17 protein-coding genes are annotated in these 17666 nt (G+C 70.3%); 15 read left to right on the forward strand and 2 right to left on the reverse strand.

Going from position 1 to position 17666, the window contains the following annotated elements; all coding sequences use genetic code 11:
- The 6 genes from OM076_RS24290 to OM076_RS24315 form a co-directional block, all read left to right on the forward strand.
- A partial coding sequence (locus OM076_RS24290) for a L,D-transpeptidase (protein ID WP_270042679.1) occupies window positions 1-699 on the forward strand: 699 nt, incomplete at its 5' end.
- A gap of 12 nt (window positions 700-711) precedes the next feature.
- A complete protein-coding gene (locus OM076_RS24295) occupies window positions 712-3312 on the forward strand; it encodes a valine--tRNA ligase (RefSeq protein ID WP_270042680.1) in 2601 nt (866 codons plus the stop codon).
- Window positions 3309-4682, forward strand: a complete 1374-nt coding sequence (locus tag OM076_RS24300; RefSeq protein WP_270042681.1) for a bifunctional folylpolyglutamate synthase/dihydrofolate synthase — start codon at window positions 3309-3311, stop codon at window positions 4680-4682. The genes OM076_RS24295 and OM076_RS24300 overlap by 4 nt, the downstream gene beginning before the upstream one ends.
- A 154-nt stretch (window positions 4683-4836) precedes the next feature.
- The gene (locus OM076_RS24305) at window positions 4837-5430 is read left to right on the forward strand and encodes a zinc ribbon domain-containing protein (protein ID WP_270042683.1); all 594 of its coding nucleotides are present in this window, start codon (window positions 4837-4839) and stop codon (window positions 5428-5430) included.
- A gap of 13 nt (window positions 5431-5443) precedes the next feature.
- The gene (gene ndk, locus OM076_RS24310) at window positions 5444-5848 is read left to right on the forward strand and encodes a nucleoside-diphosphate kinase (protein ID WP_270042684.1); all 405 of its coding nucleotides are present in this window, start codon (window positions 5444-5446) and stop codon (window positions 5846-5848) included.
- A 7-nt stretch (window positions 5849-5855) separates the two neighbouring features.
- The gene (locus OM076_RS24315) at window positions 5856-6407 is read left to right on the forward strand and encodes a Maf family protein (RefSeq protein WP_270042685.1); all 552 of its coding nucleotides are present in this window, start codon (window positions 5856-5858) and stop codon (window positions 6405-6407) included.
- 85 nt (window positions 6408-6492) lie between these two features.
- On the opposite strand, the gene OM076_RS24320 is transcribed toward OM076_RS24315, so the two are convergent.
- A complete protein-coding gene (locus OM076_RS24320) occupies window positions 6493-6960 on the reverse strand; it encodes a cupin domain-containing protein (protein WP_270042686.1) in 468 nt (155 codons plus the stop codon).
- A gap of 64 nt (window positions 6961-7024) precedes the next feature.
- Between OM076_RS24320 and OM076_RS24325 the strand changes: the two genes are divergently transcribed.
- The 9 genes from OM076_RS24325 to rpmA all read left to right on the forward strand — a co-directional run bounded on the left by OM076_RS24325 (window position 7025) and on the right by rpmA (window position 16713).
- Window positions 7025-7555, forward strand: a complete 531-nt coding sequence (locus OM076_RS24325) for a PadR family transcriptional regulator (protein WP_270042687.1) — start codon at window positions 7025-7027, stop codon at window positions 7553-7555.
- A gap of 96 nt (window positions 7556-7651) precedes the next feature.
- Window positions 7652-8704 carry a rod shape-determining protein gene (locus tag OM076_RS24330; RefSeq protein ID WP_270042688.1) on the forward strand — a complete coding sequence of 351 codons (1053 nt, stop codon included), beginning with the start codon at window positions 7652-7654 and terminating at the stop codon, window positions 8702-8704.
- A 75-nt stretch (window positions 8705-8779) separates the two neighbouring features.
- Window positions 8780-9616 (forward strand): rod shape-determining protein MreC, encoded by an 837-nt coding sequence (gene mreC / locus OM076_RS24335; protein ID WP_270042689.1) that lies wholly within the window; start codon window positions 8780-8782, stop codon window positions 9614-9616.
- A 17-nt stretch (window positions 9617-9633) separates the two neighbouring features.
- Entirely contained in the window at window positions 9634-10179 is a 546-nt protein-coding gene (gene mreD, locus OM076_RS24340; RefSeq protein ID WP_270042690.1) for a rod shape-determining protein MreD, read from the forward strand.
- Entirely contained in the window at window positions 10179-12353 is a 2175-nt protein-coding gene (locus OM076_RS24345; protein WP_270042691.1) for a penicillin-binding transpeptidase domain-containing protein, read from the forward strand. The genes mreD and OM076_RS24345 overlap by 1 nt, the downstream gene beginning before the upstream one ends.
- The gene (gene rodA, locus OM076_RS24350; RefSeq protein WP_270042692.1) at window positions 12350-13546 is read left to right on the forward strand and encodes a rod shape-determining protein RodA; all 1197 of its coding nucleotides are present in this window, start codon (window positions 12350-12352) and stop codon (window positions 13544-13546) included. Before OM076_RS24345 ends, rodA begins: the two co-directional genes overlap by 4 nt.
- Before the next feature lie 9 nt (window positions 13547-13555).
- Window positions 13556-16102 carry an Rne/Rng family ribonuclease gene (locus OM076_RS24355; RefSeq protein WP_270042693.1) on the forward strand — a complete coding sequence of 849 codons (2547 nt, stop codon included), beginning with the start codon at window positions 13556-13558 and terminating at the stop codon, window positions 16100-16102.
- Between the two features lie 17 nt (window positions 16103-16119).
- Window positions 16120-16434, forward strand: coding sequence for a 50S ribosomal protein L21 (gene rplU / locus OM076_RS24360; RefSeq protein WP_270042694.1), 315 nt, complete (start codon window positions 16120-16122; stop codon window positions 16432-16434).
- An 18-nt stretch (window positions 16435-16452) separates the two neighbouring features.
- Window positions 16453-16713 carry a 50S ribosomal protein L27 gene (rpmA, locus tag OM076_RS24365; RefSeq protein WP_270042695.1) on the forward strand — a complete coding sequence of 87 codons (261 nt, stop codon included), beginning with the start codon at window positions 16453-16455 and terminating at the stop codon, window positions 16711-16713.
- Window positions 16714-16884: 171 nt separating this feature from the next.
- On the opposite strand, the gene OM076_RS24370 is transcribed toward rpmA, so the two are convergent.
- Window positions 16885-17649 carry an IclR family transcriptional regulator gene (locus tag OM076_RS24370; protein ID WP_270042696.1) on the reverse strand — a complete coding sequence of 255 codons (765 nt, stop codon included), beginning with the start codon at window positions 17647-17649 and terminating at the stop codon, window positions 16885-16887.
- Between the last annotated feature and the right edge of the window lie 17 nt (window positions 17650-17666).

Here is a 17666-nt window from a genome sequence, read left to right on the forward strand (position 1 = left end):
GCGGCCTCGCTCGTCGCGCGCGCCGCCGGCGCGGCCTCGCTCCCCACCCGCCCGCCGGCGCCCCACGCGCGCCCCTCCGCACCCACCCGCGCGTCCGCCTGGATCGCGCGTCTCGTCGCCCGCACCCCAGCCTGGGACCAACCCGCCGCACGCGGCGAGCCCCACATGCTCGGCCCGGTCGGCCGCTGGACCGGCGGCCCTGTCGGGTTGCTCGTCCTCCAGACCCGCGGCGCGTGGCTGCGGGTGCTCCTCCCCGATCGCCCGAACGGGCATGACGCGTGGGTCAAGCGAGCGCGCGTGCGGCTCGTCCGCACCCGCTGGCGCGTCGAGATCCGGCTCGCCGCGCGGACGCTGACCCTGCTCCGTGACGGCCGGCCCCGCCGCACCTTCAAAGCGGTGGTCGGCGCCCCCGGCACGCCCACGCCAAAAGGCCGCTTCGCGATCTACGAGACCGCCCGCCAACCCGACCCGCACGGCTTCCTCGGCCCGTTCGCCCTGCACCTGACCGCGCACAGCGACGTCCTCGACGACTACGGCGGCGGTCCCGGGCGGGTCGCGATCCACGGGCGCAGCGGTTCGAGTCTCGCCGATCCGCTGGGCTCCGCGCGGTCTCACGGGTGCGTCCGGGTCGACAACGTGGCCGTCCGCATCCTCGCGCGCACGCTCACATCGGGCGTACCGGTTTCCGTCTCGTCCTAGACTCCCCGCCCGATGGGCCTCGAGGATCGAACACGCTATGACCCGGACTCCAGCGAAGCGCGCGTCTTCGCCCGCTGGTTCGAATCCGGCCGCTTCCACCCGGAGCCCGAGGGCACCGCGGCCGAGAACTACTCCATCGCGATCCCGCCGCCGAACGTCACCGGCGCGCTGCACATGGGCCATGCCCTCAACGGATCGATCCAGGACACGCTGATCCGCTTCGCCCGCATGCGCGGGAAGCGGGCCAAGTGGATCCTCGGCACCGACCACGCGGGGATCGCGACGCAGACGCAGGTGGAGCGGCTGCTCAAGACCGAGGGCACGAGCCGCGAGGAGATCGGCCGCGAAGCGTTCATCGAGCGCGTCTGGCGCTGGCGCGAGCAGTACGGAGACACGATCCTCGACCAGTTCAAGCGCCTCGGCGCCTCGTGCGACTACGAGGAAGAGCGCTTCACGCTGGACGAGTCCTACGCCCGCGCGGTGCTGAAGGTCTTCGTCACGCTCTACGACAAGGGCCTGATCTACCGCGACAACTACCTGGTCAATTGGGACCCGGGCTCGCAGTCGGCCATCTCGGACCTCGAGGTCGAGGACCGCGAGGTCACCGACACCCTCTACTACGTCGACTACCCGTTGGCCTCGGGCCACGGCTCGATCACGGTCGCCACCGTCCGCCCCGAGACGATGCTCGGCGACACCGCGATCGCCGTCCACCCGGACGACGACCGCTACACGCGCCTGGTGGGGGAGACCGCGATCCTGCCGATCGCCGGCCGCCGCCTGCGGATCATCGCCGACGACTACGTCAAGCCCGAGTTCGGCACCGGCGCGCTGAAGATCACGCCCGGCCACGACCCCAACGACTTCGAGATCGGCCGCAAGCACGGCCTCGACGAGCTGACGGTGATCGGCGAGGACGGCCGCATGACCGAGGCCGCGGGCGAGCGGTTCGCCGGGCTCACGGCGCTCGAGGCGCGCGAGGAGGTCGTCGCCGCACTGCGCGAGGAAGGCCGGATCAACCGCACCGAGCCCTACACGCACGAGGTCCCGTTCTCGCAGCGCTCCGGCGAGCGGATCGAGCCGCTGATCTCGCTGCAGTGGTTCATGAAGATGGACGAGCTGGCCGGGCCGGCGATCGCCGCCGTCGAGGACGGGCGGGTGCGCATCCACCCGGAGGGCCAGCGCCGGCGCTACCTCGAGTGGCTCAAGAACATCCGCCCGTGGTGCATCTCGCGCCAGCTGTGGTGGGGCCATCAGATCCCGGTCTGGTACCGCGACGCGGAGACCTACGTCGGCATGGACCCGCCCGAGGGCCCGGGCTGGGAGCGCGATCCCGACGTGCTCGACACGTGGTTCTCGAGCGGCCTGTGGCCGTTCGCGACCCTCGGCTGGCCCGATCAGACCGACGAGCTGAAGGCGTTCTACCCCACCGACGTCCTCTCGACGGCGCGCGACATCCTCTTCCTCTGGGTCGCCCGGATGGTCTTCATGGGCCTGGAGTTCGCGGGCGACATCCCGTTCGACGACGTCTACGTGCACTCGGTCGTCCAGGCCCCGGACGGGCGCCGGATGTCGAAGTCGCTCGGAACCGGCATCGACCCGCTGGCGCTGATCGACGGCGGCCCGCGCCCGCCCGTGTTCACCGAGGGTGGGGACTTCCCCGCCTACGGCGCCGACGCCGTCCGCTACGGGTTGCTCGCGATGTCCTCGACCCAGGACGTGCGCTTCAACGAGGGCACGATCGCCGAGGGCCGCCAGCTCGCCAACAAGCTCTTCAACGCGACCCGGCTCGTGCTGCTGCGGGTGCCCGAGGGCGTCACGCTGCCGGACACCGTGCCGGCGCCGACGACCGTCGAGGACACGTGGATCCTCTCGCGCCTGCAGGCCGCGGAGGCGGAGTTCGCCGAGGCGATCGGCGCGTTCGAGTTCCACCGCGCCAGCCGCGTGCTGTACCGCTTCATCTACGCCGAGCTCTGCGACTGGTACCTCGAGATGCTCAAGCCGCGCCTCTACGAGGAGGAGAACACCGAGACCGCCGAGTTCGCGCTCTCGATCCTCGGCGAGACGCTGGCGATGGCGCACCCGGTGATCCCGTTCGTGACCGAGGAGCTGTGGTCGCTGATCCCCGGCACCGGCGACCTGCTGATGAGCCATCGTTGGCCGGAGCCGGACGCGGCGCTGCGAGACATTGAGACCGAGGCGGAGGTCGCGCGGGCGATCGAGGCCACGCAGGCGCTGCGGACGTGGCGCGACGGCGTGCGGGCGGCACCGGGCGCGCGGGTTCCGGCGCGGCTGGACGCGACCGGGTACGAGCGCGTGGTCGAGCATGTCGCGCGGCTGGCGCGCTTCGAGTTCAGCGCGAACGGCGACGAGCCGGTCGCCACGGTCGGCGTGCCCGGCGGCACGGTGCTCGTGATGGCGTCCGACGCCGTCGACATGGAGGCGGAGAAGAAGCGCGCGGCCGAGCGTGCGGAGCGCCTGCGGGCGGACATCAAGCGCGTCGAGGGCAAGCTCGCCAACGAGAAGTTCGTGGCCAAAGCACCCGCGGAGGTCGTCCAGGCGGAGCGCGACAAGCTCGCCAAGCTCCAGAAGGAGCTGGAAGAGCTTTCATGACGGCCGCGTGGGACCTCGCCCGCGCCGAGGAGCACCTCCTCTCGCTGGAGTTGTTCGGCATGCGCTTCGGGTTGGAGCGCATGCGCCGCCTGCTGACGGTGCTCGGCTCCCCGCAGGAGCGGTTCCGTGCCGTGCACGTCGTCGGGACCAACGGCAAGTCGTCGACGGTGCGCTTCACCGCGGCGCTGCTGGAGGGGCACGGTCTGCGGACCGGCTCCTACCTCTCGCCGCACCTGACGTCCTACGCGGAGCGGGTGCGTGTCGGTGACGCCGACATCCCGGCGCAGGACTTCGCCGCCGCGATCCAGCGGACGGCGGCGGCGGCCGCCAAGGTCGACCGGACGCTCACCGGCGGCGAGCGCGTCACCCAGTTCGAGCTGCTGACCGCGGCCGCCTTCTCCGAGCTCGCGCGGCGCGAGGTGGAGGTCGCCGTCGTCGAGGCGGGGCTGGGTGGGCGCTGGGACGCCACGAACGTGCTCGGCGCCGAGGTCGTGGTGCTCACCAACGTGGGTCTGGAGCACACCCGCTGGCTCGGTCCGACGATCGCCGACATCGCGGGCGAGAAGCTCGCGGTGGTGCGCGAAGGCGCCACGTTGGTGCTCGGCGACGAGTCGCCGGAGGTGCTGGCGCTCGCGCAGGCGACCGGCGCGAAGATCGTGCGTCCCGTGCTCGCCGGCGCGACCGCGAGCGCGCGCGCCGACGTGCCGGGCGCCGGGGGCGAGAGGCCGCGCGCCGACGTGACGGGCGCCGGAGCCGAGACGCCAGGCGCCGAAGCGCCGGCAGCCGCGGCCGCGACCCCGCCCGCCGAGACCTCGCCCGCGCTCGCCGCCGCGCTCGCCGGCGAGCTGCCGGGCTATCAGCGCGGGAACTTCGCCGCCGCCCTGGCCGCCGCCGAGGCGCTGCTCGGCCACCCGCTCGACGTCGAGGCCGTGGCCCGCGTCGCGGCGGGCGCGCGGGTGCCCGGCCGCCTGCAGGTCGTCGCGCAGCGCCCGCTCACGGTCTACGACGGCGCGCACAACGCGCCGGGGATCGCGGCGCTCGCCGCCTCCGTGCCCGAGGGCACCGTCGCCGTGTTGTCAATCCTCGACGACAAGGACGCGGCCGAGATGCTGCGCGCGCTGCTGCCCCGGCTCAGCGCCGCCGTCTTCACCCGCGCGCCCAACCCGCGGGCGCTGTCGCCTGCCACGCTCGCCGACCTCGCGAGCAAGGTCGGCGGCGTCCATTCGGAGATCGAGCCGGACCCGCGCCGCGCCGTCGAGCGCGCACGCGAGCTTGCAGGTGAGAACGGAACGGTCCTCGCGACAGGATCCATCTACCTGGTTGCCGAATTGCTCAGTGCACCCGGCCAACGAAGGGCGAGCGCGCTGTGAGCGATCAGCGAGGCCCCAGTGTCATCGCGATGATCGCGCTGGTCGCGTTCGTCGTGGCGCTCGTCATCCTGGTGTTCTTCGGCATCGGATACGCGTTCGGCCGCGCGTTCCTGTAAGAGCCCGCCGCCCCGCCTACTACGCTTTCGGATCACAAATGGAAACGCTCGCGATCTTCGGGATCAAGAACAACGCGCTGGATACCGCAGCCAGCGTCGCGCTGCTGGTACTCGGCGTGCTGTATCTGTCGCTGATCTTCTGGACCTTCGCGGACGCGCGCCGCCGCATCGACGACCCTCTGCTGGTCGTCTGCGCGACGCTGGCGTCCTTCTTCCCGTTCGTCGGGACGATCGTCTATCTGATCGTGCGCCCGCCTGAGTTCCTGGACGACGTCCGCCTGCGCGAGCTGGAGATGACCGCCGCCGAGGCGCGCCTGGCGAGCCTGGACTACTCCCTCTGCCCGCACTGCGACTACGAGGTCCAGTCGGACTACTTGCGCTGCCCGAGTTGCATGCGCAAGCTCAAGGAGCGCTGCTACTCGTGCTCGAAGCCGATCGACCCCGCGTGGCGCATCTGCCCGTTCTGCGAGGCCGAGACGAGCGCACCCACCCCGTCGTCCACGCGTCGTCGTCGCCGCCAGACGACCGACCAGTCGACGGTCGCCGCCGAGGCGGCCAAGCCCGCCGAGCTCACCGAGCCCGAGGCGGAGACCGCCGGAACCGGCGAGACGTCGCGCCGCAGACGACGCTGACACACTGCTCGCCATGGAAAAGACACTGATCCTGGTCAAGCCGGACGCGTTCGCGCGCGGCCTGTCGGGTGAGATCATCGCGCGCTTCGAGCGCAAAGGCCTGAAGATCATCGCGGCGAAGCACATGACCGTGACCGAGGACCTCGCCAAGCAGCACTACGCCGAGCACACCGAGCGCCCGTTCTTCGGCGAGCTCGTGAGCTTCATCACCTCCGGTCCGATCATCGCGCTCGTCTTCGAGGGCGACAACGCGATCAAGGCTGCCCGCCAGGTGATCGGCGCCACCAACCCGCTCGAGGCGACCACGGGCTCGATCCGCGGCGACTTCGCCATCGCGGTCGGCACGAACATGGTCCACGGCTCCGACTCGCCCGAGTCCGGCATCCGTGAGGCCGGCCTCTTCTTCCCGGAGCTCTAGGGCCCCGTTGACGCGGACGCTCACCCTGGCGTCCGCCTCGCCGCAGCGGCGCGCGATCCTCGAGCAGGTCGGCATTGCGTTCGACGTCCAGGTCTCGGGCGTCGAGGAGGAGACCCACGGCGACCCGGTCGCCGTCGCGGAGGAGAACGCGCGCCGCAAGGCGACCGCGGTGCCGTCCGCGCTCACGCTCGGCGCCGACACGCTGGTCGCCATCGACGGCGACATCCTCGGCAAGCCGCGCGACGCGGCTCAGGCGCGCGAGTACGTCGCGCGCCTGGCCGGCCGCACCCACCAGGTGGTGGGTGCGATCGCGCTCGCCCGCGACGGCGGCCCCCCGCGGATCGCAACCGAGATCACCCAGGTCCACTTCCGCCCCGCCACACCCGGCCAGCTCGATTTCTACGTCAAGACCGGCGAATGGCAAGGCCGCGCCGGCGGCTACGCCATCCAGGGCGTCGGCGCCATCCTCGTCGCGGGCATCGAAGGCGACTACCTCAACGTCGTCGGCCTCCCGCTCACCCGCCTGCTCGACCTCGAGCCCGCACTGCTCCCAACCTAAAGGGGACTGTCCCCTTTACCTTCGCGGCGCCGCGCGGCACGGCGCTGGGCCGTGGCCGGAACCTAAAGGGGACTGTCCCCTTTATCTAGCGGTACGTGACGGCGGCCGTGAGGTCGCGCGGGAGCATGCCGGGCGGGCCGAGGAGCGTGATGCCGTGGGACGCGGCGATGCGGGCGAGGCGGTCGACGTCGGGCGGCCCGTCCAGGACCGGCAGCTCGGGGCGCGAGGCGGGGCGACCGGCCTCGCGCAGGAACGCGACGAAGCCGCCCGGGGTGGAGGTGACGAGCGTGACGGCGCCGTCAGCGCCGGCGCGGTAGGTGTGCGGGATGCCGTGGGGCGCGAGCGCGAACTGGCCCGGGACGAGGGTCACCGGCTCCTCCTCGCCCACCCACAGCGTCAGCGAGCCCGAGAGCAGGTAGAAGCCCTCGTCGTCGGCCGCGTGGACGTGCAGCGGCGGCTGGTCGGCGGCGGGGGAGTGCATGCGCACCAGCGAGAAGTCGTCGCGATCGACGAGCACTTCGGCGAGGTTGGCGATGAACCACAACTGTTCCATGGCGGGGAGGCTCCAGGGTCGAGTAAGCTCTGATACGGAGCTTTATACCTCTGAAACGGAGCTAATGTCAAGTCCCAAGAAGCTGTCGCCGTTCTCCTGTGCCGTGCTCGTGCTCGTGGGTGAGAACGGTGCGGGCCCGCACGACCTGGTGCGGATGATGCGCCAGGGCCGCGTGTACTGGGCGGCGCCCGAGAGCCAGTTCTACGCCGAGCCGAAGCGCCTGGCGGCCGCCGGCTACCTCGAGGCGACCAAGATGCCCGGCCGCACCCACGAGCGCACCCACTACACGCTCACGCACCAGGGCAAGGACGCGCTGAGGGAGTGGCTGGCCACGCCCACCCGCTTCCCGCGCATCCAGAACGAGGCCATCGTCCGCCTCCTCGGCGCGCCGTACGCCGATCGGGGGGAATTGCTCAAGAGCCTTAACGCACTCCGCGATGACCTCGACGAGCTCGACGGAGAGCTCGCTGCGGCGGCGCAACGGGAGGCGGGGCTGCCGCACCGCGCGACCGCACTTCGGCTCAACCGGCGGCTTGCGCAGCGCATCGTCGACGCCCACCGGCAGTGGCTGGACGAGGTGGAGCAGGAGCTTTGACGGTCGCTTTGCAGCGATTTCGGAGTAACAGGGCTTCGGTAGACTCCGCATCGGCTCGGTCTCCCTTTTCCTAGCGGAGGTTCGGTCCGATAACGCATGGGATTCTTCTCTTACCTCACCGGCTTCGGTGGCCGTGACATGGCGGTTGATCTGGGCACCGCCAACACGCTCGTCTACGTTCGTGGTCGCGGCATCGTCCTCAGCGAACCTTCGGTGGTTGCGATCGACAGTCGCACCGGCGAGGTCCATGCCGTGGGGATCGAGGCCAAGCGAATGCTCGGCCGGACCCCCGGCACGATCAGCGCCATCCGGCCGCTGAAGGACGGCGTGATCGCCGACTTCGACGTCACCGAGCAGATGCTGCGCCACTTCATCCAGAAGGTGCACCAGAATCGCTGGGCGCACCCGCGGGTCGTGGTCTGCGTTCCCTCAGGTGTGACCGGGGTCGAGAAGCGCGCGGTCGAGGAGGCCTGCCTCTCGGCCGGCGCGAGACAGGCCTACCTGATCGAGGAGCCGATGGCGGCCGCGATCGGCGCCGGGCTGCCGGTCGGCGAGCCGACGGGCAACATGGTCGTCGACATCGGCGGCGGCACCTCCGAGGTCGCGGTGATCAGCCTCGGCGGCATCGTCGTCGCCCAGTCCATCCGCGTCGGCGGCGACGAGCTCGACGAGTCGATCATCAATTACGTCAAGAAGGAGTACAAGCTCCTGATCGGCCAGCAGACGGCCGAGGAGGTCAAGCTCGAGATCGGCTCGGCGTACCCGCTCGAGGAGGAGGTGCAGGCCGAGATCCGTGGCCGCGACCTCGTCTCCGGGCTCCCGAAGACCGTGGTGCTGACCTCCGAGGAGGTCCGTGCGGCGCTCGAGGAGCCGCTCGTGCAGATCATCGACGCCATCAAGGAGACGCTGGACCGCACGCCGCCGGAGCTCGCCTCCGACATCATGGACCGCGGCATCATGCTCGCGGGCGGCGGTAGCCTGCTCCAGGGGCTCGACGAGCGTCTGCGCGAAGAGACCCAGATGCCGGCCCACCGGGCCGAATCCCCGCTCACCTGCGTCGCGGTGGGAAGTGGACGCAGCCTCGAGGAGTTCGAGGCGATCCACAAGTCCAATCGCTCCAATAACCGCAATCGGCGGCCTCGGCGCTAGCTTGAGCTTGACCGATCTTCCCTTCCACGCCTTCATTCGCCTATGCACGACAGAGCGGTTAGACGCCGTCGCGCAGTGCTGGCCCTGCTCGTCACGGCCTCGCTGATCCTGCTCACCGCCTATTACGGAGAGTCCCAGAACGGCCGCCTGCATTCCGCGCAGCGCGGCGCGCTCGGCGCACTGTCGCCGATCCAGGAGGGCGCGAGCCGGGTCCTGAAGCCGTTCCGCGACCTCTTCGGCTGGTTCGGCGACACGATCGACGCCAAGGACCAGCGCGACAAGGCCGAGGCCGCGCGCGGCAAGTTGCTGGTCGAGAACACCGAGCTGCGCAACCGCCTGCGGATGGCCGAGCAGCAGGGCAAGCTCAACGGGATCGACACGCAGGGCGGCATGAGCCAGTACGGCCCGGTCGACGCCCGCGTCTACCTGCACTCGCCCAACAGCTGGTACCAGAGCCTGCAGATCAACAAGGGCACCAACGACGGCGTCAAGGTCGGCGACCCGGTGATCAACGGCGCCGGCCTGGTCGGCAAGATCGAGACCGCCTGGGGCGGCGGCGCGGTGGTCACGCTGATCACCGATCCCGAGTTCGCCACCGGCGGGATCACCGGAACCAGTCAGGAGCCCGGCAGCGTCGTCCCCGCCGTGGGCGCGCCCGGCGACCTGCTGTTCAAGTTCGTCGACAACGCCAACAAGGTGCGCAAGGGCGAGATCGTCTACACCGCCGGCACGATCTCGAGCCGGCTGGAGTCGCGCTACCCGCCCGCGATCCCGATCGGCATCATCGACCGCATCGACATCGGCGACGGCGAGTTGGATAAGCGCATCCACATCACGCCCACGGCCGACCTGACCCGCGTGGACATGGTGCAGGTCCTGACCGAGCCCCACGCCGACCTCCAGAGCAAGTGACGATCTCCACCCCATCCGTGGTCCGCCTCGCCCTGCTCGGGCTGATCGGCGGCCTCATCCAGCTCAGCGTCGTGTCGCAGGTGACCGTCTTCGGCGTCCCCGCGGACCTCACGCCGCTGTTGGTGGCCTCCGTGGGCTTCATCGCGGGATCGATGACCGGCGCGGTCTTCGGCTTCTGCCTCGGCCTGTTCATCGACGTCTCGCTCTACCAGACGCTCGGCGTGAGCTCGCTCGTGTTCACCGCGATCGGCTACGGAGCCGGGCGCATCCGCGAGCTGCGCGACCCCGCGCACGGCCTCGCGCCGGTCGCGATCGGCGCGGCCGCCACGGCGATCGCCGCCGTCGGCTTCACGCTGCTGCAGTTCCTGCTCGGCGTGGACGCGCCGGTCTCGCTGCTGCTGCTGCGAGAGCTGCTGCTGACCGTCGTGCTCAATACGCTGCTCGCGCTGCCCGTCTACGCGATCATCCGCCGCGCGCTGTTGCCCTTCCTGCCCGAGGACCCGCGCCGCCGCCGGCGCCGGGCCTACACGACCGGCGGGCTCAGCCCGATCTCCCGCGCCTAGTGCCGCAACGCGTAGAAGAACGCATCCGCCCGATCACGCCACAGCTCGCGTGGCGCGTCGCCGTCCTCGGCGGCGTCGCCTTCGTGCTCTTCGGGATCGTCTTCTTCCGCCTCTGGTACCTGCAGGTCCTGACGGGCCAGGAGGCGGTCACCCAGGCGCGCGACAACCGCGTCCGGAAGGTGCGCATCGAGGCGCCGCGGGGGAACATCGTCGACCGCTACAACGTGCCGCTCGTGCGGACGAAGGCCGCCGCGGTCGTCCAGATGGTCCCGAGCCAGCTGCCCGACAGCGTGCGCGAGGACGCCGACACGTACCGCAAGAACCTCTCGGCCGCCGAGAACGATCGCCTGAAGGCGCAGGACAGCTACGACGCATTCGTCCGCAGGCTTAAGGACGACGGGCGCAGGAACACGAAGGCCGAGACCAAGGAACGCGCGACGCTCAAGAAGCAGGCCGCGAAGGCGCGTGCGGTCGACGTCCCGGCGGTCCGCCCGGAAGAGACCGATCTGATCGCGCTCTACAAACGCATGGGCAAGGTCCTGGGGATCACGCCGAAGACGATTCACCAGCGCGTGATCCGCGGCATCGCCGACGCGCCGTACTCGAACGTCACGATCCGCACCGACGTGCCGCGCCCGGAGTTCAACTACATGCGCGAATACGCCGAGCGGTTCAAGGGCGTCGTCGTCGAGGAGCGCTTCCTGCGCGACTATCCGCAGGAGCAGCACGCCGCGCAGATCTTCGGGCGCGTCTTCGAGATCGGCCCGGAGCAGCTCAAGCTCGACAAGTACTCGGGCGTCGCCCAAGGCACGCGGGTCGGCCAGAGCGGGCTCGAGAAGACCTACGACAAATACCTGCTCGGCACCGACGGCTACCAGAAGGTCGTCGTCGACGCGCTCGGCCGCCGCGACGACCAGAAGGTCGCCTCGGTCAAGGATCCCCAGCAGGGCCAGCGGCTGAAGCTGACGCTCGACTTCAACCTCCAGAAGGCGGGAGACGAGGCGCTGCAGAAGGCGATCGCGGCCTCGCAGTACGGCGCCCGCGCCGGCGCCTATGTGGCGATGGACCCGCGCAACGGCGCGATCCTCGCGATGGGCTCGCAGCCCAGCTTCGACGCCACCGTCTTCGCGCGCCCGTTCACCGAGAAGACGTGGACGTCGCTGACGTCGAAGGCGACCGGCGAGCCGCTGGTCAACCGCGCGACCGACTCGCTGTATCCGATCGGCTCCGTGTTCAAGCCGATCACCGCCCTCGCGGCGCTCGGCAGCGGCCTGATCAAGGCCAACGACAAGGTCTTCGACGACGGCCACTACGAGCTCGGCCCGCAGAAGTACCAGAACGCCAAGGGCGCGAGCTTCGGCCCGATCACCATGTCGGATGCGCTGAAGGTCTCCTCGGACGTCTTCTTCTACAAGCTCGGCGAGCAGGCCGACAGCAAGGGGCCGATCATCCAGAAGATGGCGAAGCGGCTCGGCTTCGGTCGCACCACGGGGATCGACACCGGCGGCGAGGCGCCGGGCCTGGTGCCCGACAGCACGTGGCGCAACAAGGCGTACGCCAAATACAGCGACTGCGCCAAGAAGAACCACGTTGAGGAGCGCACCGGCGACGCGCTGTATAAGTGCGGCGGCGTCGAGCGCACCTGGACGACCGGCGACAACGTCAACCTCGCCGTCGGCCAGGGCGATCTGCAGGCGACGCCGCTGCAGGTCGCGGTCGCGTACTCCGCGCTGGCCAACGGCGGCACGATCGTCAAGCCGCATCTCGGCCAGGCGATCGAGGACGGCAACGGCGTGACGGTCCAGGAACTGCCGGTCAAGAAGGGCAAGAAGATCAAGCTCGACCCGCAGGACCGCGCGACCGTGCTCGACGGGCTGCACCGCGCCGCCACCGAGGACGGCGGCACGTCCGCCGACGTCTTCAAGGGCTTCCCGAAGACCTATACCGACAACCTGTACGGCAAGACCGGCACGGTGGAGCGCCAGCCGAACCCGGATCAGGCGTGGTACGCCTGCTTCGTCAAGGACGGCAGCAAGCCGATCGTGGTCGTCGTGACGGTCGAGCGCGGCGGCTTCGGTGCGGAAACTGCGGCACCCGCAGCGCGTCTGATCCTCTCGCAGTGGTTCGATGTGAAGAACCGCGAGTTCAAAACCGGCTCCGACCAGAGCAATTGAGCGCCCAGTCCATCCAACCCGCTTCTGAACCGCCGCCCCCGCTGGTGCCGCGGGAATGGCGTCTGCGCCTGGATCCGCTGCTGCTGCTCGCGACGCTCGGCCTGGTCGCCTGCTCGTTGATCGCCATCAAGGGCGCGACGGCGGACGACATCCATGGCCAACCGCTGTACTACGTCAAGCGTCAAGCGATCTACGCCGTCGTCGGGCTCATCCTGATGTACGGCGTCTCGCGGCTGGACTACTCGCGCCTGCGCGAGTTGCGCTATCCGATCTACGGCGTGCTGATGGTCTCGATCATCGGCGTGCTCGGGCTGGCCGCGGCCACCCGCGGCGCCAAGTCGTGGATCCCGCTGCCCGGCTTCCACCTGCAGCCTTCCGAGCTCGGCAAGGTCCTGCTGGTCGTGGCCCTTGCGGGGTTCGTGGTCGAGCGGATGCGCGAGATGGGCCGTCAGACCACCGCCCGGGTGATGTTGCTCGGGCTATTGCCGACGTTGATCGTGATGGCCGAGCCCGACCTCGGGTCGGCCACCGTGTACGTCTCCGCGACGCTCGCGATCCTGTTCGTCGCCGGGGCGCCATGGCGCCATTTCGCCGCGCTGACCGCGCTGTTCGCGGTCAGCGTCACGTTCGTGTTGGTGGCCGCGCCGAAGCTGGGCGTCGAAGTCCTGCACCCCTACCAGGTGTCACGACTCACGGCGTTCCTTCATCCCTCGGCCGACCCCGGCGACGCCGGCTATCAGCAGGCGCAGTCGCTGGTCGCCATCGGTGCGGGGGAGAAGACCGGCCGCGGCGTCAAGAACGCCAGCCAGACGGCGCTCGGGTTCCTGCCCGAGCACCACACCGATTTCATCTACGCCGTGATCGGCGAGACCTACGGTTTCGCCGGTTGCGCGCTCGTTTTGTCGCTCTACGCGCTGTTGATCTGGCGCGCGCTTCACATCCTTACGATCGCGAAGAACCTCTTCGGAGCGCTGATCGCCGGCGGCGTCGCTGTGATGCTGCTGTTCCAGCTTTTCGTGAACATCGGGATGAATGTGGGGATCATGCCCATCACAGGTGTGACCGCCCCGCTCCTGAGCTTCGGCGGCTCGTCGATGCTCTCCACGTTCTTGGCCCTTGGCCTATTGCACTCCATCAACGCGCAGGCGCGCGAGACGGCGGATCGCAAGGGAAGGACCACGATCTTCCAATGAGGTTGTCAGTTGAGAAAGCAAGTGCTCGTGACGGTCGACCGCGGCGAGACCCGCGTCGCCATGCTGGAGGCGTCGGGTGATCCGGCCGCCCCGACCAAATCCCGTTCACGCTCGCGGGGTCGCCGCCGGGTCAACACCGTCCCGGACGGTTACCGCGTAGCAGAGGTCTACTTCGAGCGCCGTGGCGGGCGGTCGATCGTCGGAAACATCTACAAAGGGCGCGTCGACAACGTCCTGGCCGGCCTCGAGGCCGCCTTCGTCGACATCGGGCTCGACAAGAACGGCTTCCTGCACGTCGACGAGATCGTGCTCCCCGGTGTCGAGCAGGCCCGCCGCGGCCGCGGCAACGGGCCGCGCATCACCGATCTGCTCAAGCCCGGGCAGGAGATCGTCGTCCAAGTCGTCAAGGACCCCTTGAAGACCAAGGGCGCGCGCCTGTCGATGGAGCTCACGATCGCCGGGCGCTACATGGTCTACGCGCCCACCGGCGAGGGCGTCGGTGTCTCGCGGCGCTTGGAGGACAAGGAGCGCGACCGGCTCCGCAAGGAGGCCAAGCAGCTCGATCTGGGCGGCGGCGGCGCGATCATCCGTACGGCAGCCCACGGCGCCACGCGAGCGGATTTCGAGCGCGAGCTGCAGTACCTGTTCAAGCTCAACGGCGTCCTCGAGCAGCGGGTCAAGGACACGGCGGCGCCGGCGCTCGTCTTCCAGGAGGCGGACCTCTCGGTGCGCGTCGTACGCGACATCTTCTCCGAGCATTTCGAGCGGGCGATCGTCGACGACGAGCTCGCCCACCACCGGCTGGTGTCCTTCTTCACGCGCACCGCGCCGGAGCTGGTCGACCGCGTCGAGCTCTACGACGGCGAGGACGGCCCGCTCTTTGAGGCCTACGGCGTCGACCCCGTCATCAACGGGATGCTCGAGCGCCGCGTGGACCTGCCCTCGGGCGGCTACCTCGTGATCGACTACGCCGAGGCGCTGACGGTCATCGACGTCAACACCGGCTCGTTCACCGGCAAGGGCAAGTCGGCGCGCCTCGAGGACACGATCACCAAGACCAACCTCGAGGCCGCCGAGGAGGTCGTCCGCCAGCTGCGCCTGCGCGACATCGGCGGCATCATCGTCATCGACTTCATCGACATGGCCCGCTCGCGCAACCGCGACGCGGTCCTGAAGGTCCTGCGCAAGGCGCTTGACGAGGACCGCACGAAGACGTTCGTGGTCGAGATCTCGCCGCTCGGCCTGGTCGAGATGACGCGCCAGAACGTCACCGACGGCGTGCGCGAGATCATGACCAAGCCCTGCCCGGTGTGCAGCGGCGAAGGCGTGGTCAAGTCCGAGGAGACGATCGCGATCGAGTTCGCCCGGCACCTGCGCCACATGGTCATCGAGGCCGGCGACGGCGGACCCGAGGCGTACCTGCTGCGGATCAATCCGAAGGTCACGGCGTGGTTCATCGCCGACGGTGCGCGCGAGCTGCACGCGATCGAGGGCGAGACCGGCCGCTACTTCCACTTCGAAGGCTCCGACGGCCTGCCGCTGGACTACTTCGCGGTGACCATGGAGGGCACGCGGGCGGAGATCGAGGAGCACGCGGTTCCCTTCCGGGCGGGCGAGGAAGTGCACGTGCACCTCGTCGAACCGCACATGTACAACGACGACGACGCCGTGGCCAAGGTGGACGGCTACCTGATCGACGTCGTCAACGGCATCGCGTTCGTGGGCGAGAAGAAGCTCGTCCGGATCGAGGAGGCGGGGCGCACGATCGCCCGCGCGGTGCTCGTGGGCGTGGACGCCGAGGCCGCCGAGGAGGCCGCCCGGGAGCGGGCCGGGGCGCGCGAGAAGGCGCTGCAGGCCTCGCGGCGCTCGGCCGCGGCCAAGAAGGGCGCGGCGCGCCGCCGCGAGCGCGACGCGGACGCCGAGGTCGCAGCCGCGCTGACCGACGACTCGCCGATCGAGGCCGGGACCGCTCCGGCGGGTCTCGACGACGCCGACGAGGCCGTGGCGACGCCGCGCAAGCGCTCCCGTCGTCGCCGCCGCTCGGGTGACCCGGACGCCGCGGCCGCGGTCGAGGCGCGCGACATCGATGTCGTCGTCGCGGAGGAGCCGGTTGCGCCCGCAGCCGAGGACGCGCCGGTGCCGAAGCCGCGTGGGCGCTCGCGCCGCCGGACGGTCGACGCCGACGACGGCGCCGAGGCGCCCGAGGCCGTGGTCGAGGAGACGCCGGAGCCCGCGCCGGTTCCGCCCGCCCGCAAGGGCCGGGCGCGCAAGCGCCCGGCGGAGGCCGAGGTCGCGGCCGACGAGGCCGTGGCCGCGGAGGCCGAAGAGGACGAGACGCCCAAGCCCGCCGCCAAGCGCCGCTCGCGGCGGAAGGTCGTGGAGGAGGAACCCGAGGCCGAGGCTCCCGAGGTCGAGGACGACGAGGACATCGACGGCGATGACGAGGAGGACGGCGACGACGACGCGCTATCCTCTCGGCCTCGGCGCCGTGGCCGTAGAGGTGGACGGCGCCGTTCGCGCGCGAAAGCTCAGGCCGACGCCGAAGTCTCCGACTGAAAATTTTCCTTACGACTATGTCCTACGCAGTCATCAAGACCGGCGGTAAGCAGTACTCCGTCATCGAGGGCCAGACCCTCCTGATCGAGCGTCTGCCTGACGACGTCGGCGCCACCGTGGAGCTCAAGCCGCTGCTGCTGGCCGGCGATGGCGACCCCATCTTCGAGGGTGACGGCCTTGCGGCCGGCCTCGTGAAGGTCGAGATCGTCGAGCACCTGCGCGGGCCGAAGCTTCGCGTCTTCAAGTTCAAGCCCAAGCGCGGCTACAAGCGCCGCACCGGCCACCGTCAGGAGCTCACGCGCATCCGCGTGACCTCCATCGGGTCCGAGTAGAAGGGGTAACGGCTTCTCATGGCACATAAGAAGGGCCTCGGCTCCTCCCGCAACGGCCGCGACTCCAACGCCAAGCGCCTCGGCGTGAAGGTGTTCGCCGGCGAGACCGTGACCGGCGGCGAGATCATCGTGCGCCAGCGCGGCACCCGCTTCAAGCCGGGCGACGGCGTCGGCATCGGCCGCGACGACACGATCTACGCCCGCAGCGCGGGCAAGGTGGACTTCACCGAAGGCCGCAAGGGACGCGTCATCAGCGTCATCCCGGCTCCGGCCGAGTAGCACGGCTTCGCGCGCGGGCGCTTCGCGCCCGCGCCACGCAGGACTTCGACGCGGCCCTCGGGCCGCGTTTCTGCGTTCAGGGCCGCGCGCTCGCGGAGTCGCGCCGGTCGAGCTCGCGCGCCGAGCGTCGACTTTCTCGCGTTGTACTGGCGAAACTCGACGCTCGCGCCGTCAGGCGGCTTGGCCGAGCGCGGCGCTGACCGCCTCGGCGTGCTCGCGCAGGAGGCCCGCCAGGTCCGGGGTCTCCTCGTGCAGGATGCGCGAGATCGGGCCGGACACGCTGATCGCGGCGAGCGGGCGGCCCGCGCGGTCCAGCACCGGCGTCGCCACGCAGGCGACGCCCAGCTCGTGCTCCTCGTTGTCGGTCGAGTAGCCGCGGCGGCGGATCTTCGCGAGGTCCTCCTGCAGGGCGGCGAGCGTCGTCAGCGTGTGCGGCGTGGACGGCGCGAGCGGCGCGCCGTCGAGCAGGCTCGCGACGTCGGCGGGGTCGCGCCAGGCCAGCAGCGCCTTGCCGGCCCCTGACGTGTGGGCGGGGATCGAGCGGCCGACCTCGGTGTGCAGGCGCACGCTGCGCGTCCCGGAGACCGACTCGATGTAGACGACGTCCCGGCCTTCGAGCACGACGAGGTTGGTCGTCTCGCCGGTCTCGGCCTGGATCGCCTCCAGGTGCGGCCGCGCGGCGTTGCGGAGCCGGCCGAGCCGGTCTTGGACGCCGCTGGTCAGCTCGAGCAGCTTGTAGCCGAGCAGGTAGCGGCCGGTCGTCGGGCTCTGCGACGCGTACCCGCGGGCCACGAGGGTGCCGAGCAGGCGGTGCGCGGTACTCGGCACGAGCCCGGTCTGCGCCGCGATCTCGGAGACGCCCAGATCGTCAGCGCCCGCGAGCGCCTCGAGCAGGTCGAGCGCTCGCTCGAGCGACTGGACGCGAGGCTGCGGCATATCCCGCAGCCTAGAAC

The sequence above is a fragment of the Solirubrobacter ginsenosidimutans genome (assembly GCF_027587205.1).